Source organism: Streptomyces sp. SDT5-1 (genome assembly GCF_052245995.1).
Taxonomy (GTDB): domain Bacteria; phylum Actinomycetota; class Actinomycetes; order Streptomycetales; family Streptomycetaceae; genus Streptomyces.
In genome coordinates this window covers 461,305-484,567 of record NZ_CM125963.1, presented here as the reverse complement: position 1 = coordinate 484,567, position 23,263 = coordinate 461,305, and the positions used below count along the sequence as shown (strand labels likewise).

The following is a 23,263-nucleotide window of genomic DNA, read 5'->3' as shown; positions in this document are numbered from 1 at the left end:
GGGGGTCAGTTCAGGGCTGTCGCCGCGGCGTCGCGCAGCGCGGTCCAGGAGCGGGCCGCCGCACGGGCGCTGTCGCCGTCCTGGGTGTGCTCCAGGGTGAGCCAGCCCGTGTAGCCGGTTTCGCGCAGCGCCCCGAAGAGCGCGGGCAGTCGGGGCTCGCCCACCGTCAGCGGCCCACGCCGGTCGGCGGAGGCGAGCTGTACGGCGCCGGTGGCCCGGGCGTACTCGGTGACGGCGGTCACCGGGTCCAGACCCTCGGCGTCCAGATGGTGCGTGTCCAGGACGAGGCCGGTGGGCGCCTCGACCGTGGCGGTGAAGCCGAGGGCCTCCTTGGGCGTGTGCCACAGGGACGTGTTGGTCCGGGTCTGCGGTTCGATCAGCAGCCGGGTGCCCAGCGCCTCCGCCTCGGCGGCCAGACGGCGCACCGCCTGCTCCGCCCAGTGCTGTTGCAGGTCCTCCAGGCCCGGCAGAAATGTGCCGCGGGACTGGCCGAGGGTCACCGGCACGCCGAGCGCGGCGGCCAGGCGGGCCGCGCCGAGCAGCCGGCCCAGCGTGTGCCGGCGCACGTCGGGTGCCGGATCGGTCAGGCTCAGGCCGTCCTGCGCGGTGACGGCGCCGGTGCCCAGGGCCGCGATCCGCAGGCCGGCCGCGCCGACCGCGGCGCCGAGCCGCTCCGCGTCCCGCGCGTCGACGTCCCTGACCTGGACCTCCACGGCGTCGTAACCGAGTTCGGCCAGCTCCTGGGCGGCGTCGGCGAGCGGTGCGTCGAAGCCGAGCGGCATCGGCGTCCGGCAGTCGTCGGACGAGACGGTGTACGCGAGCGGCCAGGGCAGCGTGTCGAGTCCGCCGGTCACGGCGCGGCCTGTGCGGACAGCTGGGACATCAGGGCGGTACGCAGTTCTCGTGCGGCGGCTCCTGCCCCGTCGAGCACCGGCAGGCCGAGCAGGTCGGACAGGGCCGGGCCCGCCGGGGCCAGGGAGTACTGGGCGAGCAGGACGGCCTGTGCGTCGGTGGCGCCCGAGGTGTGCAGGGCGTCGGCGAGGTGGCGGGCCGTGTCCCGCGGGGTGGCCGCGGTGGCGGCCGTCTCGCTGAGCACGGTGTCGATGCGGGCCGGGCGGCCGGGCCGCAACCGGGCCATCAGCGCTTCGAGTTGGGCGACCGCGGCCGGGACGGCCGGGGGAGTGGAGGCGGTGACGGCGATGCGGTCGTAGGGACCGGTGAGCGCCGCATGGAACATCGACTCGTCCGACTTCAGGACCGGGATCTTCCACAACGTGCGGGCCGTGTCCACCACTTCGCCGTACGAGGAGCAGGACAGCAGGACTCCCTGGGCGCCGCCCTCGACGGCGTGCCCGATGAGGCGCAGCATGCGGCGGCGCAGGACGGGAGTGAGGCCGCCGGCCTGCCGGGCGTCGTGCAGGAGTCGGTCGTCCAGCAGGTTCCAGAGGCTGGCCTCGGGAAACTCCCGGGCGAAGGCGTCCTCGGCGGTCCGGGCTGCCGCCGGAACGGCGTGAATCATGGCGATCAAGGGTGGGTGGTGCACCGGGAATCCCCTCTGCCGGTTCGTCCGGCTCTTCCGGTCGGCGGCACCGCTTGGTTCGGTACCGCGCGGCGTCACTCTAAGCACATCCGGATAACCGGTCAACCGGTTGACCAAGTGATGTTGTGAAGCCGCCCGGGAAATCTCTCCTGGCGGCAGGCCCCCGCCGTGTGACGCCGGGCCGGACCGGTCAGTGCCCGGTGTTCTGCTCCAGGGCTTCGTGCAGCCGTCGCGAGGCTCCGCGCATGTGGCGGCTCATGGCCTCCCGGGCGGCCGGTCCGTCCCCCTGCTCGACGGCCTCGAAGATCGGTACGTGGTCGTCGTATGCGATCTTCCGGGTGCGTACGGCGCCGGTCCGCTCGACCCAGCCGCGCTGGATCATGGCCCGCATGCCCTTGAGCATGTCCCGCAGCACCGAATTGCCGGACATCTCGGCGAGAGCCGCGTGGAAGGCCGTGTCGGCCTCGGCGAACTCCTCGTCCGGGCACTCGTGCATCGCCTTGAGCCGGGCGCGCAGCAAGTCGACGCCGGCCTGGTCTCGAGCCTCGGCGGCGAGCCCCGCGACGACGACCTCCAGCTCGGCGCGCGCCTGCACCATGTCCTTCGCGCCGCGCTCGCCGAGGACGAGGCCCAGCTCGAACAGCCGGTACAGCACGTCGGAGTCGGTGCCGCGGAAGTACGTCCCACTGGACTGCCGGATCTCCAGCAAACCCAGGAAGCCGAGGGACTTGATGGCCTCCCGCACGGTGGGCCGGTTCACTCCGAGCATCTCGGTGAGCTGCCGCTCCGAGGGGATGCGATCGCCGGGCTGGACCTCCCCGGACATCAGGTAGTCGATCAGCCGCCGAGACACCTCGGCCGCCAGCGGTTCCCTCGGCTCGACCGTGATTCTCGAGAGCTCGGCCATGAAATTCCTCGTTTCGGCGGGCAGGTCCGGGGCGGGCCGCGGGCGGCACCCGAGGGTGCTTCGACGGCGCATCGATCGAACGTGGCTATTGACTAATCAGCCAGGAGTCTAGTTACCTACCGGCCAACCGGTAAACCGGTTAGCCGCAACTGGCCGTGCCCACGCGAATCTTGAGCCGCCGCTTCAAGTCCGCCCTCCCGCGCGACCGGCCCCCAGCCCTGCGCGGATGCGCGCCCGCACCCTGCCACCCGCCGCGCCCCGAGCGCCGCCCCAAGGAGCAACGATGCTCGCCGTCCTCGGCTTCGCCACACTGGGCAGCTTCATGCTGCTCGTGATGCGCAAGTACCTCTCCGCCTTCACCGCCATCATGATCACGCCGATCGTCGCCGCCGTCATCGTCGGCAAGGGCACCAAGATCGGCGACATGATCATGGGCGGCCTGGAGACCGTCGCCCCCACCGCGGTCCTTCTCCTCTTCGCGGTCCTCTACTTCGGCCTGATGATGGAGGCCAAGCTCTTCGACCCGATATCGGCGTTCATCATCCGGGTCTCCAAGGGCGACCCGATGCGCATCGTGGTGGGGACCGCGGTGCTCTCGCTCGTGGTCGCCCTGGACGGGGACGGCACCACGAGCTTCATGATCGTCTGCTCCACGTTCCTGCCGATCTATCGGCGCCTGGGTATGAACCCGCTGATCCTCGCCGCCCTGGCCACCATGGCGCTCGGCACCATCTCCGGGACCACTCCGTGGGGTGGCGCAGCGACCCGCGGCATCAGCGCCCTGCACCTCAACGCGAGCGACTACTTCGTCCACATGATCGGCCCGATGACGCTGACCAGCCTCACGATCGTCGCCGTGGCCTACTGGCTGGGCCTGCGCGAACGCCGCAAGCTCGACCCCGAGAAGTTGGCCGCCTACAAGCTGGAGGTCGCCTCCGGCGAGGCCATCCCGAAGGTCGAGATCACCTGGAGGATGTGGGCGAACGCCGCCCTCACCGTCCTGCTGATGGTGCTGCTCATCCTCGAAGTCGCCGACCTGGTCGTCCTGTTCATGGTCGCCTTCGTCATCGCGCTGCTCCTGAACCTGCGCACCATCGACGCCCAGCAGGACCTCATCAAGCGTCAGGCCGCCAATGCCGTCCCCGTCGTGATGCTCGTCCTCGCCGCCGGCATCTTCACCGGCATCATGACCGACGCCGGAATGATCAAGGCCATGGCCGACGCGGCACTCGCCCTGGTCCCTGACGGCTGGGGCAGTGTCGTCCCGGTCTTCACCGCCGTACTCGCCCTGCCGCTCGGCTTCTTCATGTCGAACGACGCGTACTGGTTCGGCGTCGTCCCCGTACTCGCCGAGTCCGCGAGCCACTACGGCATCCACGCCAACGAGATCGCCCGCGCCGGCGCCATCGGCCAGATCCTGCACAGCATGGGCCCCACCTCGGCGCCGCTGTGGGTGCTGCTCGGCCTCGTCAAGGCGGACCTCGGCGACTTCCAGAAGCTCGCCCTGCGCTGGGGTATCCCGGTCTCGCTCGCGTACATCCTCTTCGCGCTCGTCACGGGGGCCATCTCCATCGCGTGACCGGGCAGTGCGGGGGAGCCGGTGACCCGGCCTCCCGCGCCTCTCCCCTCCGAAGTCGACCGGGCACGTGGACGAATGGAGCGCGGCCGGTCAGATGGCCAGTGCCACCAGGAAGCGGGAGACCATGTTGTAGGCCGCGACGGTGGCGACCGCCTCCACGGTCTGTTCCTCTCCGAAGAGACGCTTCAGGTCCTCGATGACTTCGGCATCGACGGTGACCTGCCGCGTGGACTGGTCGGTGAGGGTGATCAGGGCGCGCTCTTCCTTGTTGAACACGCCGTCGGCGACGCTCACCGCCTTGATGGCCTCGCACTTCTCTTCCGTGCCGCCCGCCTGCAGGTACGCCGGGTAGTGCACACCCCACTCGAAGTCGGCCTTGTTCAGCACGGCGACCCGCAGCATGATCAGCTCGCGGTACTCCAGGGACAGGGTGAACTCGGCGCGGACACGGCCCAGGAGGCCGTTCCACCCCGTCGCGAGCGGAAAGCTTCTGAGCAGGACGCGGTCGATGCCGATCAGCTCGCCGTTCGGGCGACGCGCCTGCATGCCTTCGAGCAGTTCGGCCGGGGGAGGCGGGACGTCGCCCTCGTGCCACGGGGTGACGCGTACTTCACTCATGCTCTGCTCCTTGGTCTTCCTGTGGAAGAAGTTCATGGCCATGAAGCCGTGGCCGTACGTCCCGTCGGCCCGCACGGCCTTGGTGGGGGACTCGATGCGGTGAGGGCCCCGAGTGGTCAGGGCCTCGGGTCAGGCGCAGGGGGTGCAGACCAGGTAGCCGTCGACGCGGCCGAGCAGGTCCGATGCGGGGGCCGGTGGGAGTGCGTGGCCGAGGTGCCAGCCGATGGCGCTGGAGTCCTCGTTCGGGCGCCAGATCACCTCGTCCGGAGTGAGGTCCCGCGACAGGCCGTCGGTGTAGGCGCGGGCGCGGTCGTACTCGCGCAGCAGTGTGTGAAGGTCGTGCATGACGACGGCCTCAGGCTTCAGGTGGCGTCGTAGACGCGGACTTCGGGGTCGGCCTCCAGCAGCGGGGACAGGGCCTTGACCACGTCGTCCGTGAACAGGGCGCTGGTCAGGTAGGACTCCGCCTCGGCCGCGGTGGTGAAGCCGTGCAGCACCTGGACGTCCTCGTCGCGGACGAGGAGCTCCTTGCTGGTGGCACCCGGGACGGTGTCGAGAAAGGGCTGCTTGTACTGCTCGTACACGCCCGTGGCCGCGGCCCGGTTCGCCGGAGCCACCTGCAGCGTGATCTTGAGATAAGCCATGGCTATGCCTTACTTGATCGGTGGTGGGAAGGTGGTGCGGTGTTTCCGCAGCACTTCCCTCAAGCTAGGCAGGGACGGCAGAAGTCGGTAGAGGGTCCTGGTGAATCTGGATATAGCTGTTGTGTATGGCTGTCCTGTCCTGTGGCGGGCCTACCGGGTGGCGGCGAGGGCGTCGGCCAGGCGCAGAAGGTCCGCGCTGAGCGGCGCGTTGGGGTTCCAGACCGCTTCGAAGGAGATCTGGACCTCGCGGCCCTGGTCCACCAGTGGCCGGTGAGCCGAGTCGGGTGAGGTCAGCTTGGACCGGGGCACCAACGCCGAACCCAGACCGAGCTTCGACCACTCCTCCAGTACCTGGTAGCCGAGTGCCTCGCCGGGATACACGTTGAGGGGCATCTCGTGCGCCCGGAACAGCTGGGTTGTGAAGGTGGTCAGGCCGCACGTGTCGGGGACGAGGATGAACTGGGCCTCGCCCGCGTCCTCCAGTTCGAGGGGGGTGTCGTCCGTCGTGTCGGGGGTCAAGGCGACGATCGGTTCGACGTCGACGACACGGTGCTCGAAGCGCGGCATGGCGGTCACGGCCGGAATCAGGATGATGTCGAGCCGTCCGCCCGCGAGATCCTCGCGGAGGTCCTGCATGTTGGCCTCGCGCAGCACGAGGTCGCGCGGGGTCGGCAGGTCGCGGACCATACTGAAGACCCTGGCGACGAGGGCCTGGCTGATCAGCGGGGAGAGGCCGAGGCGGAGCTTCTGGTCGTCCGGTTCGGTGAGCCGCTTGGCCTCCGCCACGACCGCGTCCAGCGCGGACACGGCCTGTCCGACGAGCGGCAGGACGCGGGCTCCGAAGGCCGTCGGTGTCACTCCCCGCGGTGACCGGTCGAACAGCTTCCCGCCCAGGCGCTCCTCCAGCTTGGCGATCCCGTTGGAGAGAGCCGGCTGGGTGACACCATAGGCCCGGGCCGCGGCGCTGAACGACTTCGTCTCGGCGACCGCCTGCGCGTACCGCAGTCCCTCGGTGTTCAGTCGGTCGGCCATAGCCATCTCTTATCTCCACATTCGCAGGTCTGACCTAGCGGGTGCCTTGTTCTGTATCTACGGTGGGGTGCCGCCGTTTCCGCATAACCGGACGTTATGCAGGCATCGTACGGGCACATCGCTCCGTGAGTGCCGCACACCGCAGGATGGAGAGACACCATGGCGGACACCGCCGTGACCATGACCGTCACCGAGCCGCGGGGGCCGCTGCTTCCCACTCGGGCGCCGGTGGAAGCGCCCGCGCCCGGGTGGGTGCGGGTGTCGGTCGTGGCGAGCGGAGTGTGCGGCAACGACATCGGCACCGCCGCGGCCACCGGGAAGAACGTTTGCTTCCCCGTCACCCCCGGGCACGAGATCGCCGGGTTCGTCGCGGAGCCGGGGGCGGGCGTCGAGGGATACGCCGTCGGGGTCCGGGTGGCCGTGGGCTGGTTCGGCGGCAGCTGCGGGCGCTGCGCGTACTGCCGGACGGGCGATGTCGTGCACTGCCCGGAGCGGATGACACCCGGCCTGGCCTATCCGGGCGGCTGGGCACAGACCGTCACCGTGCCCGCCGACGCGCTCGCACGCATTCCCGACGGCCTCGGCTTCTTCGAGGCGGCCCCGTTCGGCTGCGCCGGCGTGACGACGTTCAACGCCGTGCGCAAGGCCGGAACCCGCGCGGGTGGCCGCGTCGCCGTGTTCGGCATCGGTGGCCTCGGACACCTCGCCCTGCAGTTCGCGGCTCGCAACGGCTACGAGACGGTCGCCGTTGCGCGCGGCGCCGGGCGCGAGCAAGAGGCGCGTGCCCTCGGCGCCCACCACTACATCGACAGTCAGGCCCAGGCACCCGGGGCCGCGCTGAAGGCACTCGGCGGTGCCGACCATGTCATCTACACCGCCTCTTCCACCGGGCCCGCGGACGAGGTGCTCGACGGCCTGCGTACGCACGGGCGGCTCACCCTCATCGGCGTGGACGCCGGATCTGTATCGATCCCCGCCGGTCGCCTTGTCGCCGACGGGATCACCGTCACCGGCCATCTCACCGGCAGTCCGCGCGAGATCGAGGAGGCCATGGGCTTCGCGCTCACCACCGGGGTGCGCCCCACCGTCGAGCGGATGCCCCTGGAAGAGGCGGGCAAGGCCGTCGAGCGCCTGCGGTCCGGCAACGCGCCGTTCCGTATCGTCCTGGACGCGGACACCTCCAACTGAGCCACCTCCCCCGGGCGTCGGCGAGGCCGCCGGCCCGGATCGGACAGGAACGTACAGGACGAAAGGCAAACCCCTCATGGCCCAGCAGGACAGGCGCGACGTCATCGTGATCGGCGGCGGTGTTTCAGGACTCCACGCGGCCGCCGGGCTGCACGCCGCCGGTCTGGACATCCTCGTTCTGGAGGCCCGGGACCGCGTCGGCGGACGTCTGCTCTCCGTTGCCTCGGCCGACGGACCGGACCGGGCGCTCGACCTGGGCGCCAGCTGGTTCTGGGACGGGGAGGAGCGGGTGCGGGAACTGGCCGGCTCCGGCGGTGTGGAGCTCGTCGACCAGCACCTGGACGGGGACACGATGCTGCAGGAGACCAGCGGCGTCAGGCGGTTGACCGGCAACCTGCTCGACGGGCCCTCGCACCGCTTCGTGCCCGGCGCGCAGCGGCTGGCCCACACCCTCGCGGCGCGGCTGCCCGACGAGGCGCTCCGGCTCGGCACGCCCGTGACGGCCGTACGCCCCGACGGCGAGGACGGCCTCGCGGTGCACACACGCGCCTCGATGCTTCGCACGCGGCATGTGGTCCTCGCGGTGCCACCGGGCCTCGCCGCCGAGCGTGTCGACTTCGCGGGCGCGCTCGGCGACGAACTGACGCGACTGGCCGCGCACACGCCGGTCTGGATGGGGACCACGGCGAAGATCCTCGCCGAGTACGAGACACCCTTCTGGCGTGCGGAGGGGTTGGCCGGCGCCGCGTTCAGCAGGACGGGACCGCTGCGCGAGGTCCATGACATCTCCGGCCCCGACGGTCGCCCCGCCGTTCTCTTCGGCTTCGCTCACGGTCGCACCGCCGCCCTCGACGGCTTCGAGGACGCGGTCACCGCCCAGCTCGCCGACCTCTTCGGCCCAGCGGCTCTGCGTCCCCGCGCCCTGCTCGTACAGAACTGGAGCGCCGAGCAATGGACGGCGCCGACCACCGTGCACCGGCTCACCGACCACTCCCTCTTCGGCCACCCCCTGTATCGGCGTCCCGCCCTCGACGGCCGGCTGCACTGGGCGGGCACCGAGACGGCGACCGAGTTCGCCGGCCACATCGAGGGGGCGCTGGCCGCGGGGGAGCGAGCCGCCCGCGCCGTGGCCACCGACCTCGCCGCCCGTACCCGCGTCGCCTGACCGCAGAAGGACACACCATGCACCACACCCACGGAGACGACGCGCCGCTCGACGATCCGGTCGGCGCCTCGCTGCGTACCCAACACGCCCACCTGGCACGGTCGTTCGGCAAGGCGGTCACCTACGAGCCCGAGGTGGCAACCTTCGCCGCGGTGCCCGTCGCACCCGGCCAGGAGGCATGGTCCGACCTCGCCGCCCTGCTCGGCCCCGCGGAGCTCGCCGACATGTTCAGCGGCCCGGCGACACCTCCGGACGACTGGGAGTCGGTCTTCTCCCTCGACGGATTGCAGATGGTCCGCCCCCGGGGCGCCAGGCACGATGCCACAAGCATGGACGGGGTCGTCGAGCTGGGCGCGGCCGACGTGCCCGACATGCTCGCCCTCGTCGAGCGCACCAGCCCCGGGCCCTTCTGGCCCCGCACCCACGAACTCGGCACGTATCTCGGCATCCGGCAGGGCGGCACGCTGGTGGCCATGGCGGGCGAGCGGCTGCGCCCGCCGGGGTGGACCGAGATCAGCGCCGTGTGCACCGCGCCCGAGGTGCGAGGTCGGGGCCATGCCGCCCGGCTGGTGTCCGCACTCGTCTCCCGCATCGAGAACCGGAACGAGCACCCCTTCCTCCACGTCACCGAGGCGAACACCGCCGCCCTCGCGCTCTACGAGCGTCTCGGTTTCGACGTGCGCACGACGGTGACCTTCCGCGGCTTCAGGACACCCTGACCACCGGCCGTCCCGGAGCCGGGGCACGCTTTTCGCGCGCCGGGACACCCCCGTGACGAATGTTTGCCCGTCGGCCGCTTTCGGCCGCCGAAGTGGCGAACATCTTGCGGCGATACGTTGCTACTTTCTTGCCGCGGCCGAAACCGCACGCAACAATCGCCCAACCCGGGGATGAATCATGAACGAAGAACTCTCGCTTTTCGACGAGACGATCGACCGCAAGAAGTCCATCTCCATGAAATGGGCCGTCGCCGACGCATTCCTCGCACCGGAAGAGGCCGCGGCCGACCCGCTGCCCATGTGGGTCGCCGACACCGACTTCAAGGCGCCCGCCGTGGTGCGCGAAGCGCTCCACGAAGCGGTCGACCACGGTGTCTTCGGCTACCCCGGCGGTCCTACCGCCGGCTACCTCGACGCCGTGACGGGCTGGCAGGCGGGGCGCTTCGCCTGGAATGTGGACCGGTCCTGGGTGGTGCCCACCGCAGGCATCATCACCAGCCTGAAGACGGCGGTCCAGGCCTTCTCGGCCCCCGGTGACTCGGTCCTCATCCAGCCGCCGGTCTACGCCCATTTCCACGACGACGTCCGCCTCAACGGCCGTCACCTCGCGCACGCGCCGCTGCGGCGGACCGACGACGGCTACGTGTTCGACGCCCACACCTTCGAGGCGGCGATCCGCCCCGACACCAAGATCTTCATCCTGAGCCACCCGCACAATCCCACCGGGAACGTCTGGTCCGAGGACGAACTGCGCACGATGGGCGAGATATGTGCCCGCCACGGCGTCCTCGTCATATCCGACGAGATTCACCAGGACCTGATCGTCAATCCATCGAAGAAGCACATTCCGTTCGCTTCCCTCGGTGAGGAATTCGCCCGAAACAGCATCACGTGCACGGCGCCCAGCAAGACGTTCAATCTGCCCGGTCTGCAGAGCGCAAATGTATTCATCCCCGACCGGTATCTGCGCGAGGAGTTCTCGCGCCAGTACGAGCGCAATCTCTTCCCCCTGGTCAATGTGCTCGGCATGGTGGCCGCCGAGGCCGCCTACGCACACGGCGAGCCGTGGCTTGAGGAGCTGCTCGGCTACCTGCGCAAAAACCACGCCCACTTCGCCGACTCGGTGAACCGGGCCACTTCCAAGGTGCGGGTGCTGCCCGCCGACTCCCTCTACCTGGCCTGGATGGACTGCCGGGGCCTCGGCCTGGACGCGGCGGCCCTCGACCGGTTCATGCTGCTCAACGCCCGGCTGTGGCTCGACAAGGGGCAGAAGTTCGGGGCGGAGGGGCACGGCTACATGAGGGTGAACCTCGGCTGTCCCCGCTCCACCGTCGACGAGGCCATCCACCGCCTCACCACCGCCGTCGCGGGACTCTGAGCGGAAGGACCGACACATCATGACGTCACACGTCGAAAAGCGCCTGGCCGACATGGGCCTGGAGCTGCCCCGGCCCGCCGCGTCCGTGGCCAACTACCTGCCCTGCGTACAGACCGGCGATCTGCTCTTCACCTCCGGACAACTTCCGCTGCGAGAAGGCGAGTTCGTGGCCGGCGGGTTGCTCGGCAAGGACGTGGACACGGCGACAGGACGCCTCGCCGCCCAGTGGTGCGCGCTCAACGTCCTCGCCCAGGCCCGCGAGGCGACGGGCGATCTCGACCGGGTCGAACGACTCGTCAAGATCACCGTATTCGTCGCGGGCGCACCGGAGTTCACCGAGCACCACCTCGTCGCCAATGGTGCCTCAGACCTGTTCGCCGAAGCCCTCGGGGACAAGGGGCGGCACGCCCGCTCCGCCGTCGGTGTCGCGGCCCTCCCGATGAACGCGCCGGTCGAGATCGAGGCCGTCATCCGCGTCAAGTGACCAGCCGCTTTTCGCCCGACAACCCTTCAAGGAAGAAGGCAGCGCGATGACGGAAACGAGCACGACCAAAGCGAGCACCACCAAAGAACGTACGAGCAGGGCCACTTCGGGCTACGAGCAGGAAGACCTGAAGCGGGACCTCAAAAGCCGTCACATCCAGATGATCGCCATCGGCGGCGCGATCGGCACCGGGCTCTTCTACGGCTCCTCTTGGGCCATCGAGACCGCGGGGCCGGCGATCATCCTGACGTACATCGGGGCCGCGGCGGCGATCTACTTCGTGATGCGGGCCCTGGGCGAGATGTCGGTGGAAGAACCGGTCTCGGGTGCCTACGTGTCCTACGCGAACCGGTACATCCACCGGTTCGCCGGCTTCCTCAACGGCTGGAACGCCTTCATCTTCCTGCTCGCCACCAGCGCCGCGGAACTCAACGCCCTCGGCACCTTCATGCAGTTCTGGTTCCCCGCGGTTCCCATCTGGGTGACGGCGCTGGCGGCGGTGGCCCTGCTGTTCGTCGTCAACATGATCGGCGTGAAGTTCTACGGCGAGGCCGAGTTCTGGTTCGCGATCATCAAGGTCGCGGCCATCGTCGGGTTCATCCTCTTCGGTGCGGCGCTGATCTTCTTCGGGCTCGGCAACGAGGGCCGTGCGGTCGGCCTCCACCACCTCGTCGACCACGGAGGCTTCTTCCCGCACGGGTTCAGCGGCCTGCTGCTGTCCATCGTGATGGTGGCCTTCTCCTTCGGCGGCGTGGAAAATCTCGGTCTCGCCGCGGGCGAGGCCGAGGCGGTCGGCACCACCATGCCCAAGGCCGTGAACGCGACCTTCTGGCGCCTGCTCATCTTCTACGTCGGCGCCATCGCGGTCCTCGTCACGGTCTTCCCGTGGACCTCGCTTCGAGGTGAGGGCAGCCCGTTCGTCGAGGTCTTCTCCAGGACCGGCATCCCGGCCGCCGCAACTGTTATGAACCTGGTGGTCATCACCGCGGTCCTGTCCGCCGTGAACTCCAGCGTGTTCACCAACAGCCGTACCTTTTACAACCTGGCACTGCAGAAGAACGCGCCGGCGTTCCTGGGGAAGGTCAACAGCAAGAACGTCCCGTCGCGAGCCGTCCTGCTGGTCTTCGGCACGATGTTCGCGGGCGTCCTGCTCAACTACCTGATGCCCGGCCGCGTCTTCGAGGTGTTCGCCTCAGTGACGTCCTTCGCCCTCGTCTGCGCCTGGTCCTCCATCGTGATCAGCCATCTACGGTTCCGGAAGGCCAGGATCGCGGACGGTACCGACGGGGACATCAAGTACCGGATGCCCTTCCATCCCTACAGCAACTACATCGCCCTCGCCTTCGTGGCGGCCGTGCTGGTCTGCATGGCCATCCTCCCGGACACACGTGTCTCGCTGGCCGTCTCGGCGGGGTGGGTGGCCGTGGTCTACGCGGCGTACCGCATCCACACCCGGCGCGGCGGAGGGCACCCCTCAGCCATAACCGACACCTATACCCCGATTCACCAGGAGGCCCTACCCGAGTCCCCGCGGGACTCCTAGCCTGACGCGATGGAAATCGGTCCCCAGGATGTCGTAGGCCGCCAGATCCTCGCCGAACTCCAGCGCGACGGCAGGCTGACCATCACGGAGCTGGCGGAGCGGGTGCGGCTGAGCGTGTCCCGCTGCCAGCGGCGTGTACGTGAGCTCGAGCGGGCCGGGGTGCTGCGCGGGTACCACGCCGTGGTGAACCCCGTCTCCATCGGCCTGGGGTTCGAGGTCCTGGTCTTCGTCAACCTCAACAAGGGGGACGGCGCTTCCCTGGCCGCCTTCGACGCGGCGGTCGCGGCGATCCCCGAGGTCGTCCAGGCGGAGCGGCTGTACGGCATCCCGGACTACTTGCTCCGCGTGGTGACCGCCGACAACGAGTCGTACCAGCGGCTCTTCGAGGAGAAGCTCGGAACGCTGCCGACCGTCGAGCGGCTGTCCTCCACCATCGTGATGAAACCGGTCGTCGGCCCGCGCCCGCTGCCCACCTGACCCGCACCTGGCGTGGTGGTGTCTTCCGGCACTGCCGGCGCTGCTGTGGGACCGCTTCGACCTCGGCACAAGCGCTGGGTGCGCGGGCGCACCCCCCAGGTGGGACCGCTGACCTGGCACACCACGTCCGTCATCGGCGGCAGCCTGTTCATCCTGCTGGGCGCGCTGTTCCTGCTGTTCGACGGCGCCGCGGCCCTCCCGTCCCTCCCTCATCAGCGTCGAGGCGAGGCCGGGCTGGAGGAACACACCTGGCGCGGATCGGCGGCGCCGTGCCCGATCGGCTGCTCCTGGGCATTCTGGCCGTGGCGGCGGCGATCACGTCCGTGACCCTGTTGCTTCGCGACGACCGGCGCCGCCGTGCGCCGAAGGCGCGCCCCGCACGACACGACGTGTGCGGGGCGCGCCTGTTCTCGGTGTGGGAATCCGGGGTGGCGGCCGACGGCCGTGTCGCTACTCGGCCGCCACCTCGGACGCGCAGCACGACTGTGCCTCGTCCTCGAATGCGCTGAGGCGGCAGAAGCAGGACGCGCCGATCTCGATGTCGGCGGCGCCCACCGCGATGTCGCGCTGGATCGACAGCTGCCTTGCCCCCTCGTGGCGGCCCAGCTGGGTGAGGCACTCGTGGTAGCCGTGCAGGCTCCACACGTTGTTCGGGTGGGTGCGCCAGCGGGTGAGGGTGTCGTCCATGCGCAGGTCGGCCCTGTACACCGCGGCGGCCTCCTCGACGTGGCCCTGCTCCAGCAGGAGTGCGCCGTAGGGGTGGCGGGCGGGGAGCAGCCAGGCCGGCGGGTCGGTGTAGGGCAGCGAGTCCTCGACCTCGATGGCGCGGCGCAGGCTGGCGTACGCGGCGTCGAAGTTGCCCTTGCGGTACTCCAGTTCGCCGTCCAGCATGGCGGTCGCCACTTCGAGTACCTCGATCTCCTTCGCCGGCAGGGCGCTGAACCGGGACTCGGGAACGGCCGCCCGTGCGGCTTCGAAGACCTCCCGCTCCGCCTCCGCCTCGGGGATGCGGCCCAGGGCGGAGTAGGCGATGGCCTTTGAGTAGTGGGTCATCGCCGTGGTGGAGGCGAACAGCTCCTTGTCCTGGGGGAGTTCGAGATCGAGGATCTCCTCCCAGTGGCCGAAGCGGATGAGGACGTGGGGGAGCGTGGTGCGGTAACTCTCGGCGAGGTCCGCCATGGGAGGGCTGGTGACCTTGAGGACCTCGGGTGTGACGATCTCGTTGAGGCGCCGGGCCGCCCGGAGCGCATCGCGGGACCGGCCCGCCATCATCGCGCCGTAGGCAAGGAATCGGATGTTGTGCGCGCGGTAGGAGAAGTACCGGCCGACAGGCCTCTCGCGGGCGAAGTACCTGTCGTCGACGGCGGCCGCGTGGTGATTGGAGTCGATGGTGCTGCGGTAGTCACCGCAGGCCGCGTCGATGTGGGTGGACATGTGGGCCATGTGCGAGCCGTCCGGGACCGCGTGCCGCAGCGCGTCGGCGGCGGGGAGGGCGAGCTCGGGCTGGGGAGACATGTCCATCAGGTGGATGTACATGTGGTTCAGCGCCGGGTGGTCCTGTGCCTCGGGCCGGGCCAGCGCGGATTCCAGCACCTCGCGGGCCTCGACGACGTGCTCGCCGGCCGGCTCGCCGTCGTCGCACCACAGAGCGCGCGGGCTCACGCACAGCAGCGCCTCGGCGAACAGCGCGGTCGCGTCGAGGTCGTCGGGATGCTCCCGGTGGACGGAGCGCATGGCGTCGGCGTACGCGCGGTCGAGCAGCGCGGGCTCGGCGATCTCGTCGCCTGCCGTCGACTCGGGAAAGCGGCGCACGAGCGCCTCGATCAGAGCACGCTCCACCGGGGTCGCGCTCGGGGCCAGGGACCGGGCCCGCTCCAGCGCCGCGTGCCCGTACTCGAGGGTGGCGGCGCGGTCGCGGTCGTCGAAGAGGCGCCACGGCTTGTTGTAGTTCGGCCCCGCCGCATAGGCCATGCCCCAGTGCGCCATCGCACAGTCCGGATCGTGCTCGGCGGCCTCCTCGAAGCAGCCGACGGCCTCGTCGTGGTTGAAGCTGTACGCCCACAACAACCCTCGGTCGAACCAGAGTTGGGCATCGGCGGACCGGGTGGTCACCGGGCGACCGTGTTTGCCGAAGTCGTAGGCGTAGTCGGACACCGGGCGTTCTCCCAACACGTGCGGATACGTACGGACGGCACGACCGTACGTATCGCGGTGGGGTGCTGGTAGAGGACGTTCGGTGATGCGGCCATAGACGGCGGCTATACGGCCATTCAACGTGCTGCTCTTCTGCGCCGGTGTCCGGCAAACCTACCGTGAGCTGCCACTTCGGCACCCCCACTCTCCCGTCCCAAGGAGTTGCACACGTATGTCCGTCCCGCAGCAGGAAGAAGCGGCTGAAGCCGCGGCTGGAGCAGACGGCGCGGCCCCCGCCGAGCCGTGGGAGGCGCTGGAGCACGTGGCCGCCGTCCAGAAGCGGACGGTCCGGCTGCTCGTGGCGGCTCAGACAGTCGGCGGTGTCGGGGTCGGTGTGGCGTCCTCACTCGGCTCGCTCCTCGCCGAGGATGTCGCGCAGAGCGAGACCTACGCCGGCCTCGCCCGTACGGCGATGACGGCGGGCGCCGCCGTGGTCGGTATACCGCTCGCCTTCCTCGCCCAGCGCCGCGGTCGCAGATCCTCGCTGAGCGCGGGGTGGCTCGCGGCCGCGATCGGTGGGTTCATCCTGGTCGCGGCTGCCGTGCTGGGGTCGGTACCGCTGCTTGCCTTCGGCATGCTGCTGTTCGGGACAGGCGGCGCCACGAATCAGCAGAGCAGGTTCGCCGCTGCCGACCTGGCCATGCCGCACCGGCGGGCGCGGGCGCTGTCCGTCGTGGTGTGGGCGACGACGATCGGCTCGGTGATCGGCCCGAACCTCGCCGAACCCGGCACCTCCGTCGCGACGGCCCTGCATCTTCCGCGGCTCACCGGGGCGTTCCTTCTGGCATCCGTGTGCATGACGGTGGCGTCGATCCTGCTGTGGGTCTGGCTGCGTCCCGATCCGCTGTTGCTCTCCAGGCAGAACACACAGGACGAGTCGCAGCCCGCGACCGCTGGAACGTCGTCGCAGGACTCCGCGAAGGAGTCGATGACCGGCACACTGCGTCAGGTCCGGGCACATCTTCGCCGCACGCCCCGCGCCGCCTTCGCCTTCCTCGCGATCGTTGCCGCTCACACCGTCATGGTGGCGGTGATGACCATGACACCGGTCAGCATGGCCGGCCACGGCGAGACACTCACCGTCGTCGGCATCACCATCAGCGGTCACCTGCTGGGCATGTACGCCTTCTCACCGGTGGTCGGGTGGCTCGCCGACCGGTTTGGACACCTTACGGTCACCCTCGCGGGACAGGTGGTCTTTGTCGTGTCGGCGCTGCTGTCCGGTTTCAGCCGCGGGTCGGTCCCCATGGTGATGGCGGGCCTCTTCCTGCTGGGCCTGGGGTGGTCGTTCAGCCTGGTGGCGGGTTCCGCCATGCTCAGCGACGCGACACCCGCGCGGCTGCGGCCCGGGGTGCAGGGCGTCGCGGACACGGCGATGAACGTGGTCGCCGCGGCGGGGGCCTGTGTGTCGGGGCCGCTCATGGGCAGCATCGGCTTCGGCGGCCTCAACGCGTTCGCCGGCCTCCTCGTGCTGCCTGTCGTCGTCTTCAGTCTCTTCCTGGCCCGCAACCGCGGTCGTACGCGGGCGCACTGAGCACCGGGCTCAGATCGACGTATCGGCGAGGAACCGGGCCTGCTGCCGCAGTTCGGTGGCGAGGTCCTGTGCGCGCTCGTCGGAGAACCGCTGGATCGGAACGGCCAGTGTCGACAGGGCGGCAAGGAGAGCCTTGCCGCCCGCACTTGGAGGGTGGCGCCGGCGGCGCTCGCGGTGGGGCCCGTGGCGGGGGTGGTGGCGATGAGCAGGTCGATCACCAGGGAGCGGCGCGGCGTGCTCCCCCTCCGGGTTTCTCCGTGACGTGGAGATCTTCAAGCTTCGGGGGGGGGGCTCCAGCAGTCCCGTCGGCACGTGCGTGGGCGCATGTCGGAAGCGCAGCCGCGCGGTGCCCCAGGGAGGGCTGCCGCCAACGCCCGACAGTGATGCGACACCGTCCCACCACGCCTGCGCGTGGACCAGTGTCGCCCCTGACATGCGGCCTGACCGGCCCGGCCCGGTCAGGCCGCCGGCTTGCCGCTCGTGTCCCGTACGACGAGCTTCGGGTCGATGACGGCCTCCCGAATGTCGAGCGTCTCGTCCTCCAGTCGCTCCACCGCGAAACGTACCGCCTCTTCGGCCATGAGCACGGCGTCCTGGCGGACCGTGGTCAGTGCGACGGGCATGAGGTGGGACAGATGGCTGTCGTCGTAGCCGACGACGGAGACCTCGCCCGGCACGTCCACGCCCGCCCGCGCGAACGCCATCAACAGGCCCATCGCACAACGGTCGTTGGAGGCGAAGATCGCCGACGGCAGAGGTGTGCCCTGCTCGCGCTCGGCCAGCAGTAGCCGTCCCGCCTCGATGCCCGCGTCCTCGGTGTGACTGCCGGGGATGACCCGCGCCGTGTCCTGCAGATCGTGCCGCCGCATCGCCGCCCGATAGGCCCGGCGCCGCTCCGCCGAGCCCGGATCGCGTCCGCCGTCGACGTGTGTGATGCGGCGGTGACCGAGCGCGACGAGATGGTCCATGGCCTCCCGTACGCCCTTGTTCTCGGCCGTGAAGACGCTGTCGAGGCGGGCATCGCGCACCCGTCGGCCGACGGTGACCGCCACGGTGCGCGCGCCGAGTGCCTCAAGCTGCGCCTGCTCCGCCAGCGGGCCGAGCAGGATGACGGCCTCGCAGCGGTGGGCGAGCAGTGCCTCGACGGCCTGCGCCTCGTCGCGCCCCGGAGCCGTCGCCGACAGGAGCACCTCGTAGCCGCGCCGCTCGGCCTCGGGGTAGATCCCCTCCACGAGGTCGGCCTGGAACGGCTGGTGCACGGTGAACAGCACGCCCAGGGTGCGGCTGCGTCCCCGGGCGAGGAGTCGCGCCGCGTTGTCGGGCCGGTAGCCGATCTCCTCGGCCACGCGCAGCACCCGGTCACGCGTCTCCTGGCCCGCCCCCGGCTGGTTGCGGAACACGATCGACACCAGAGCCCGCGACACTCCCGCCTTCTCGGCGACGTCCGCCATCGTGGGGCGATGCTTGCCCGTCTCGCTCACCTGTGACTCCACGCCTCTCGTCGTGCGTCCACGAAATCTCGCGGCAACAACCTATTGACATGACATTTGAACAGGGGTCATCGTACTCGAACTAGAGCGCGCTAGTAGAGCGCGACAGTGAGTTCGTCGTCCGGTCTCGCACCGGTACTTGCCTCGTCCTGAGCGAAGGGACCCCGCGTGATGTCGTTCGAAGTGCTGACCATGGGCCGTGTCGGAGTGGATGTGTATCCGCTCCAGACGGGAGTGGGTCTTGCCGAGGTCGCGTCGTTCGGCAAATACCTGGGCGGAAGCCCGACCAATGTCGCCGTGGCGGCCGCACGGCACGGGCACCGCGCCGCGGTGATCACCAAGACCGGCCGTGACCCCTTCGGCGACTTCGTCCGCGCGGCGCTCGACGGCTATGGCGTCGACACCCGCTACGTCGGGGCGTCGGACATCGCGCCGACACCCGTCACGTTCTGCGAGATCTTCCCGCCGGACGACTTTCCGCTGTACTTCTACCGTCAGCCCAAGGCGCCCGATCTGGACATCGAGCCGGGCGAGTTGGACCTCGACGCCGTGCGCGGGGCCGACATCCTGTGGGTCACCGGCACCGGGCTGAGCGAGGAGCCGAGCCGCTCGGCGACCCTCGCCGCCCTCGCCCACCGGGCGAAGGCGGGCACCACCGTCTTCGACCTGGACTGGCGTCCCATGTTCTGGAAGGACCCCGCCGAAGCCCGCACGTACTACGCCGAGGCCCTGCGGCACACCACGGTCGCGGTCGGCAACAGCGAGGAGTGCGAGGTCGCAACGGGGGAGCGCGAGCCGCTCGCCGCCGCGAAGGCGCTGCTCGCGGCCGGTGTCGAGCTGGCGGTGGTGAAGCAGGGGCCGAAGGGCGTTCTGGCGATGGACCGGGACGGCTCGGTCTGCGAGATCCCGCCGGTCCCCGTGGACGTGGTCAACGGTCTCGGCGCGGGTGACGCCTTCGGCGGTGCGCTCTGCCACGGCCTGCTGTCCGGCTGGGACACGCGGCGCGCCGTCTCCTTCGCCAACGCGGCGGGAGCCGTCGTCGCGGGCCGGCTGTCCTGCGCCGACGCCATGCCCACCGAGTCCGAGGTCGAGTCCAAGCTGCAGGAGGTGGCGGATGCTGTCCGCTGACAAGTCGTGGATGGCCGACCGGATCGTCCGAACCCGCGTAAACGAGCCCGGAGCCGTCGCCGAGGCGGCAGCCCGCCGGGTACGGGCGGAGTCGCCCTTCGGCGAGCACGGCAAGGTGATGATCATCGCCGCGGACCACCCGGCGCGCGGCGCGAACGCCGTGGGCTCCAACCCGTCGGCGATGGCCGACCGCTTCGAGCTCCTCGAGCGCATGTGCATCGCGCTGGAACGGCCCGGAGTGACCGGGGTGCTGGCGACCGCCGACATCCTGGAGGACCTGCTGCTGCTCGGCGTCCTCGACGGCAAGAGCGTGTTCGGCTCGATGAACCGCGCCGGCCTCGCGGGGTCGACGTTCGAGATCGACGACCGGTTCACCGGATACGACGCGCAGACCATCGCGGAGATGCGCTTCGACGGCGGCAAGATGCTCACCCGCATCGCGCTGGACGACCCGGCGACACCCTCCGTCCTGGAGAACACGGCGCACGCGGTCGACCAGCTCAACGACCGGCAACTGATCGCCATGGTCGAGCCGTTCATGTCCGCGTGGCAGCAGGACGGCCGGATCCGCAACGACCTGACCACGGATGCCGTCATCAAGTCGGTGACCATCGCCTCGGGCCTGGGGCGGCGCTCCGCCTACACGTGGCTGAAGCTGCCGGTCGTCGACGACATGGAGCGCGTACTCGCCTCCTCGACGCTGCCCGCCGTGCTGCTCGGAGGCGAGGTCAAGGACCCCGATGCCGCCTTCGCCTCCTGGGGCAAGGCCCTCAAGCTCCCCACCGCGCAGGGCCTGACCGTCGGCCGCTCCCTGCTCTATCCCTCCGACGGCGACGTCGCCGGCGCGGTGGACCGGGCGGTGGGGCTGCTGTGAGCCGCTACACCGACACCAGCAAGTACCACCTCCCGAAGGGGACGTCGGCCGCCGGGGCGTACGACCTGGAGGTCACGCCCGAGTCCGCGGGCTGGGGCCACTCCGGGCTGCGGATCGTGACACTGGCGCCCGGCGAGTCCCACTCCTTCACCACCGGGGGCGCCGAGTTCCTGGTGCTGCCGCTGCAAGGGTCCGCGACCGTCTCCGTGGCGGGCGAGACCTTCGAACTGGCCGGGCGGAGCGGTGTGTTCGCCTCCGCGACCGACTTCGCATACGTGCCGCGGGCCACGGAAGCAGTGATCCGCAGCGCCTCCGGGGGCCGGTTCGCGCTCCCCTCCGCACGCACCGAGCGCGACCTGCCCGCCCGCTACGGGCCGGTCGAGAACGTGCCCGTCGAGCTGCGCGGCGCCGGGGCCTGCTCGCGGCAGGTCAACAACTACTGCCTGCCGGGCACCTTCGACGCCGACCAGCTGCTCGTGTGCGAGGTCCTGACACCGGGCGGGAACTGGTCGTCGTACCCGCCGCACAAGCACGACGAGGCGATTCCCGGCGAGCAGTCGGAGCTGGAGGAGATCTACTACTTCGAGCTCGACGGCGGCGAGAACGCCTTCGGCTACCAGCGTGTGTACGGGACCGAGGATCGGCCGCTGGACGTCCTGGCCGAGGTCAGGGACGGCGACACGGTACTCATCCCGCACGGCTGGCACGGCCCGTCGATCGCGGCGCCCGGCTACGACCTGTACTACCTCAACGTGATGGCCGGCCCCGGCCAGGACCGCGCCTGGTTGATCTGCGACGACCCCGCCCACGGCTGGGTCCGCTCCACCTGGCAGACGCAGGACGTCGACGACCGGCTGCCCTTCGGGTCCAAGGAGAACCACTGATGGAAACGATCAGGCTGACCACGGCCCAGGCCCTGGTGCGCTTCCTGGCCAACCAGTACAGCGAGCGCGACGGCCAGGAGCAGCGGCTGATCCCCGGCGCCTGGGGCATCTTCGGGCATGGCAACGTGGCCGGGATCGGCCAGGCACTCCTCCAGGCGGCGACCACGGGCGAGGCCGATCTGCCGTACTACTTGGCGCGCAACGAGCAGGGCATGGTGCATGCCGCGGTGGCCTACGCGAAGATGCGCGACCGGCTCGCCGCCTTCGCCTGCACCGCCTCCACAGGGCCCGGCTCCACCAACATGATCACCGGTGCGGCGCTGGCGACGACCAACCGGATCCCGGTCCTGCTGCTGCCCTCCGACATGTTCGCGACGCGCGCCGCCGATCCCGTGCTCCAGCAGTTGGAGGACACCCGTGCCGGGGACGTCACCGTCAACGACGCCTTCAGGTCGGTGTCGAAGTACTTCGACCGCATCACGCGGCCCGAGCAGCTGATCCCCGCCGCGCTCGCCGCGATGCGGGTGCTGACCGACCCGGTCGAGACCGGCGCCGTCACCCTCGCCCTTCCGCAGGACGTGCAGGCCGAGGCGTACGACTGGCCGGTGGACTTCTTCCGCAGGCGGGTGTGGCACATCGGCCGCCCGGTCCCGGAACAGGCCGCGGTCGAGCGGGTCGTCCAGCTCCTCAAGTCCGCGAAGAAGCCGCTGATCGTCGCGGGCGGCGGCGCCGTCTACTCCGGCGCCGAGGCCCAGCTCCGTGCCTTCGCGGAGACCACCGGCATCCCGGTCGCCGACACCCACGCGGGCAAGGGCGCGGTGCCCTGGGACCACCCCTGCGCGGTCGGCGGCCTCGGCTCCACCGGCGCGTACGCGGCCAACGAGCTGGCGCGGGAGGCGGACGTCGTGCTCGGCATCGGCACCCGCTACTCCGACTTCACCACCGCCAGCCACACCGTCTTCGGCAACCCCGACGTCACCTTCGTCAACCTCAACGTCGCCCGCCTCGACGCGGTCAAGCACTCCGCCGAACCGCTCGTCGCCGACGCCCGCCTCGGCATCGACGCCCTCGCGGACGCGCTCGCCGACTGGCAGGTCTCACCGGAGTACCGGGTGCACACGCGCCAACTCATCGCCCGTACCCGGGAGATCGAGGAGAAGTGCTTCACGGTGGGTCACGCGCCGCTGCCCGCCCAGACGGAGATCCTCGGCGCGCTGAACGACAGCCTCGACGACCGCGCCGTAGTGATCAACGCGGCCGGGTCCATGCCCGGCGACCTGCAACAGCTGTGGCGGGCCCGCGACCCGAAGGCGTACCACGTCGAGTACGCGTACTCCTGCATGGGCTACGAGGTCGCGGCCGGCGTCGGCGCCAAGATGGCCGACCCGTCCCGCGAGGTCGTCGTCCTCGTCGGTGACGGCTCGTACCTGATGATGGCCCAGGAGATCGTCACCATGGTCTCCGAAGGCCTGAAGGTCATCATCGTCCTCGTCCAGAACCACGGCTTCGCGTCCATCGGCGCCCTGTCCGAGTCCCTCGGCTCGCAGCGGTTCGGCACCAAATACCGGTACCGGCAGCAGGGTTCGGGGCAGCTCGACGGCGACGTGCTCCCCGTCGACCTGGCCGCCAACGCCGCCTCGCTCGGCGCCGACGTGCTGCACGCCGCCACCGTGGACGAGTTCCGCACCGCGATGGACAAGGCCAAGGCCGCCGACCGCACCACCGTCGTGCACGTCGAGACCGACCTCTACGGCCCCAACCCGCCCGGCCACGGCTGGTGGGACGTGCCCGTCAGCGAGGTCTCCGCCCTCGACTCCACCCGCAGCGCGTACGAGACGTACGCCGCCCACAAGCAGGCCCAGCGCCACTACCTGTAAGGACTGCAA

The 23,263-nt window shown here is 70.2% G+C and carries 23 protein-coding genes; 14 read left to right on the top strand and 9 right to left on the bottom strand.

Going from position 1 to position 23,263, the window contains the following annotated elements:
* Nucleotides 1–5: 5 nt before the first annotated feature.
* From ACTWJ8_RS02240 to ACTWJ8_RS02230, 3 genes are all read right to left on the bottom strand, one after another.
* Nucleotides 6–854, bottom strand: coding sequence for a sugar phosphate isomerase/epimerase family protein (locus tag ACTWJ8_RS02240; protein WP_443262602.1), 849 nt, complete (start codon nucleotides 852–854; stop codon nucleotides 6–8).
* Nucleotides 851–1,519, bottom strand: coding sequence for an aspartate/glutamate racemase family protein (locus tag ACTWJ8_RS02235; protein ID WP_443262601.1), 669 nt, complete (start codon nucleotides 1,517–1,519; stop codon nucleotides 851–853). Before ACTWJ8_RS02235 ends, ACTWJ8_RS02240 begins: the two co-directional genes overlap by 4 nt.
* 211 nt (nucleotides 1,520–1,730) lie before the next feature.
* Nucleotides 1,731–2,447: a FadR/GntR family transcriptional regulator gene (locus tag ACTWJ8_RS02230; protein ID WP_443262600.1), complete on the bottom strand. Its 717-nt coding sequence runs from the start codon at nucleotides 2,445–2,447 to the stop codon at nucleotides 1,731–1,733.
* A gap of 283 nt (nucleotides 2,448–2,730) precedes the next feature.
* On the opposite strand from ACTWJ8_RS02230, the gene ACTWJ8_RS02225 reads away from it, so the two are divergent.
* Nucleotides 2,731–4,026 (top strand): CitMHS family transporter, encoded by a 1,296-nt coding sequence (locus ACTWJ8_RS02225; RefSeq protein ID WP_443262599.1) that lies wholly within the window; start codon nucleotides 2,731–2,733, stop codon nucleotides 4,024–4,026.
* Nucleotides 4,027–4,116: 90 nt separating this feature from the next.
* Here the strand turns inward: ACTWJ8_RS02225 and ACTWJ8_RS02220 are convergent, their stop codons facing one another.
* From ACTWJ8_RS02220 to ACTWJ8_RS02205, 4 genes are all read right to left on the bottom strand, one after another.
* Complete coding sequence (locus ACTWJ8_RS02220; protein WP_443262598.1) at nucleotides 4,117–4,644, bottom strand: carboxymuconolactone decarboxylase family protein; 528 nt, start codon at nucleotides 4,642–4,644, stop codon at nucleotides 4,117–4,119.
* Between the two features lie 129 nt (nucleotides 4,645–4,773).
* Nucleotides 4,774–4,989, bottom strand: coding sequence for a DinB family protein (locus ACTWJ8_RS02215; RefSeq protein ID WP_443262597.1), 216 nt, complete (start codon nucleotides 4,987–4,989; stop codon nucleotides 4,774–4,776).
* Nucleotides 4,990–5,006: 17 nt separating this feature from the next.
* Nucleotides 5,007–5,288 carry a hypothetical protein gene (locus tag ACTWJ8_RS02210; RefSeq protein WP_443262596.1) on the bottom strand — a complete coding sequence of 94 codons (282 nt, stop codon included), beginning with the start codon at nucleotides 5,286–5,288 and terminating at the stop codon, nucleotides 5,007–5,009.
* Nucleotides 5,289–5,438: 150 nt separating this feature from the next.
* Nucleotides 5,439–6,320 (bottom strand): LysR family transcriptional regulator, encoded by an 882-nt coding sequence (locus ACTWJ8_RS02205; protein WP_443262595.1) that lies wholly within the window; start codon nucleotides 6,318–6,320, stop codon nucleotides 5,439–5,441.
* Between the two features lie 159 nt (nucleotides 6,321–6,479).
* Between ACTWJ8_RS02205 and ACTWJ8_RS02200 the strand changes: the two genes are divergently transcribed.
* The 8 genes from ACTWJ8_RS02200 (at nucleotide 6,480) to ACTWJ8_RS02165 (ending at nucleotide 13,601) form a co-directional block, all read left to right on the top strand.
* Entirely contained in the window at nucleotides 6,480–7,508 is a 1,029-nt protein-coding gene (locus ACTWJ8_RS02200) for an alcohol dehydrogenase catalytic domain-containing protein (RefSeq protein WP_443262594.1), read from the top strand.
* A 76-nt stretch (nucleotides 7,509–7,584) separates the two neighbouring features.
* Nucleotides 7,585–8,673 (top strand): flavin monoamine oxidase family protein, encoded by a 1,089-nt coding sequence (locus ACTWJ8_RS02195; protein ID WP_443262593.1) that lies wholly within the window; start codon nucleotides 7,585–7,587, stop codon nucleotides 8,671–8,673.
* A 17-nt stretch (nucleotides 8,674–8,690) separates the two neighbouring features.
* A complete protein-coding gene (locus ACTWJ8_RS02190) occupies nucleotides 8,691–9,392 on the top strand; it encodes a GNAT family N-acetyltransferase (protein WP_443262592.1) in 702 nt (233 codons plus the stop codon).
* A 178-nt stretch (nucleotides 9,393–9,570) separates the two neighbouring features.
* A complete protein-coding gene (locus ACTWJ8_RS02185) occupies nucleotides 9,571–10,770 on the top strand; it encodes a MalY/PatB family protein (RefSeq protein WP_443262591.1) in 1,200 nt (399 codons plus the stop codon).
* 19 nt (nucleotides 10,771–10,789) lie between these two features.
* A complete protein-coding gene (locus ACTWJ8_RS02180; RefSeq protein ID WP_443262590.1) occupies nucleotides 10,790–11,254 on the top strand; it encodes a RidA family protein in 465 nt (154 codons plus the stop codon).
* Nucleotides 11,255–11,300: 46 nt separating this feature from the next.
* Nucleotides 11,301–12,797, top strand: a complete 1,497-nt coding sequence (locus ACTWJ8_RS02175) for an amino acid permease (protein ID WP_443262589.1) — start codon at nucleotides 11,301–11,303, stop codon at nucleotides 12,795–12,797.
* Nucleotides 12,798–12,806: 9 nt separating this feature from the next.
* Complete coding sequence (locus tag ACTWJ8_RS02170) at nucleotides 12,807–13,274, top strand: Lrp/AsnC family transcriptional regulator (protein WP_443262587.1); 468 nt, start codon at nucleotides 12,807–12,809, stop codon at nucleotides 13,272–13,274.
* Between the two features lie 78 nt (nucleotides 13,275–13,352).
* A complete protein-coding gene (locus ACTWJ8_RS02165; protein ID WP_443262586.1) occupies nucleotides 13,353–13,601 on the top strand; it encodes a hypothetical protein in 249 nt (82 codons plus the stop codon).
* Nucleotides 13,602–13,724: 123 nt separating this feature from the next.
* Here ACTWJ8_RS02165 and ACTWJ8_RS02160 read toward each other — a convergent pair whose 3' ends face one another.
* The gene (locus ACTWJ8_RS02160; protein ID WP_443262585.1) at nucleotides 13,725–15,428 is read right to left on the bottom strand and encodes a tetratricopeptide repeat protein; all 1,704 of its coding nucleotides are present in this window, start codon (nucleotides 15,426–15,428) and stop codon (nucleotides 13,725–13,727) included.
* Between the two features lie 211 nt (nucleotides 15,429–15,639).
* Between ACTWJ8_RS02160 and ACTWJ8_RS02155 the strand changes: the two genes are divergently transcribed.
* Nucleotides 15,640–17,001, top strand: a complete 1,362-nt coding sequence (locus ACTWJ8_RS02155; RefSeq protein ID WP_443262584.1) for an MFS transporter — start codon at nucleotides 15,640–15,642, stop codon at nucleotides 16,999–17,001.
* Between the two features lie 458 nt (nucleotides 17,002–17,459).
* Here the strand turns inward: ACTWJ8_RS02155 and ACTWJ8_RS02150 are convergent, their stop codons facing one another.
* Nucleotides 17,460–18,452 (bottom strand): LacI family DNA-binding transcriptional regulator, encoded by a 993-nt coding sequence (locus ACTWJ8_RS02150; protein WP_443264776.1) that lies wholly within the window; start codon nucleotides 18,450–18,452, stop codon nucleotides 17,460–17,462.
* A 210-nt stretch (nucleotides 18,453–18,662) separates the two neighbouring features.
* Here ACTWJ8_RS02150 and iolC point away from each other — a divergent pair, with 210 nt between their 5' ends.
* From iolC to iolD, 4 genes are read left to right on the top strand one after another with little or no spacing between them, the layout of a single operon-like run.
* Nucleotides 18,663–19,619, top strand: a complete 957-nt coding sequence (gene iolC, locus ACTWJ8_RS02145; protein ID WP_443262583.1) for a 5-dehydro-2-deoxygluconokinase — start codon at nucleotides 18,663–18,665, stop codon at nucleotides 19,617–19,619.
* A gap of 10 nt (nucleotides 19,620–19,629) precedes the next feature.
* Entirely contained in the window at nucleotides 19,630–20,493 is an 864-nt protein-coding gene (locus ACTWJ8_RS02140) for a Cgl0159 family (beta/alpha)8-fold protein (protein ID WP_443264774.1), read from the top strand.
* Nucleotides 20,490–21,377, top strand: coding sequence for a 5-deoxy-glucuronate isomerase (iolB, locus tag ACTWJ8_RS02135; protein ID WP_443262582.1), 888 nt, complete (start codon nucleotides 20,490–20,492; stop codon nucleotides 21,375–21,377). Before ACTWJ8_RS02140 ends, iolB begins: the two co-directional genes overlap by 4 nt.
* Nucleotides 21,377–23,254 (top strand): 3D-(3,5/4)-trihydroxycyclohexane-1,2-dione acylhydrolase (decyclizing), encoded by a 1,878-nt coding sequence (gene iolD / locus ACTWJ8_RS02130; RefSeq protein WP_443262581.1) that lies wholly within the window; start codon nucleotides 21,377–21,379, stop codon nucleotides 23,252–23,254. The genes iolB and iolD overlap by 1 nt, the downstream gene beginning before the upstream one ends.
* Nucleotides 23,255–23,263: the final 9 nt, after the last annotated feature.

Coding starts and splice junctions, on each gene's coding strand:
- ACTWJ8_RS02150 (WP_443264776.1), bottom strand. CDS start 18,452: ATGGCGGACGTCGCCGAGAAGGCGGGAGTGTCGCGGGCTCTGGTGTCG.
- ACTWJ8_RS02235 (WP_443262601.1), bottom strand. CDS start 1,519: ATGATTCACGCCGTTCCGGCGGCAGCCCGGACCGCCGAGGACGCCTTC.
- ACTWJ8_RS02195 (WP_443262593.1), top strand. CDS start 7,585: ATGGCCCAGCAGGACAGGCGCGACGTCATCGTGATCGGCGGCGGTGTT.
- ACTWJ8_RS02170 (WP_443262587.1), top strand. CDS start 12,807: ATGGAAATCGGTCCCCAGGATGTCGTAGGCCGCCAGATCCTCGCCGAA.
- ACTWJ8_RS02200 (WP_443262594.1), top strand. CDS start 6,480: ATGGCGGACACCGCCGTGACCATGACCGTCACCGAGCCGCGGGGGCCG.
- ACTWJ8_RS02205 (WP_443262595.1), bottom strand. CDS start 6,320: ATGGCCGACCGACTGAACACCGAGGGACTGCGGTACGCGCAGGCGGTC.
- ACTWJ8_RS02230 (WP_443262600.1), bottom strand. CDS start 2,447: ATGGCCGAGCTCTCGAGAATCACGGTCGAGCCGAGGGAACCGCTGGCG.
- ACTWJ8_RS02140 (WP_443264774.1), top strand. CDS start 19,630: ATGGCCGACCGGATCGTCCGAACCCGCGTAAACGAGCCCGGAGCCGTC.
- ACTWJ8_RS02185 (WP_443262591.1), top strand. CDS start 9,571: ATGAACGAAGAACTCTCGCTTTTCGACGAGACGATCGACCGCAAGAAG.
- ACTWJ8_RS02220 (WP_443262598.1), bottom strand. CDS start 4,644: ATGAGTGAAGTACGCGTCACCCCGTGGCACGAGGGCGACGTCCCGCCT.
- iolC (WP_443262583.1), top strand. CDS start 18,663: ATGTCGTTCGAAGTGCTGACCATGGGCCGTGTCGGAGTGGATGTGTAT.
- iolD (WP_443262581.1), top strand. CDS start 21,377: ATGGAAACGATCAGGCTGACCACGGCCCAGGCCCTGGTGCGCTTCCTG.
- ACTWJ8_RS02210 (WP_443262596.1), bottom strand. CDS start 5,288: ATGGCTTATCTCAAGATCACGCTGCAGGTGGCTCCGGCGAACCGGGCC.
- ACTWJ8_RS02215 (WP_443262597.1), bottom strand. CDS start 4,989: ATGCACGACCTTCACACACTGCTGCGCGAGTACGACCGCGCCCGCGCC.
- ACTWJ8_RS02175 (WP_443262589.1), top strand. CDS start 11,301: ATGACGGAAACGAGCACGACCAAAGCGAGCACCACCAAAGAACGTACG.
- ACTWJ8_RS02190 (WP_443262592.1), top strand. CDS start 8,691: ATGCACCACACCCACGGAGACGACGCGCCGCTCGACGATCCGGTCGGC.
- ACTWJ8_RS02155 (WP_443262584.1), top strand. CDS start 15,640: ATGTCCGTCCCGCAGCAGGAAGAAGCGGCTGAAGCCGCGGCTGGAGCA.
- ACTWJ8_RS02180 (WP_443262590.1), top strand. CDS start 10,790: ATGACGTCACACGTCGAAAAGCGCCTGGCCGACATGGGCCTGGAGCTG.
- ACTWJ8_RS02225 (WP_443262599.1), top strand. CDS start 2,731: ATGCTCGCCGTCCTCGGCTTCGCCACACTGGGCAGCTTCATGCTGCTC.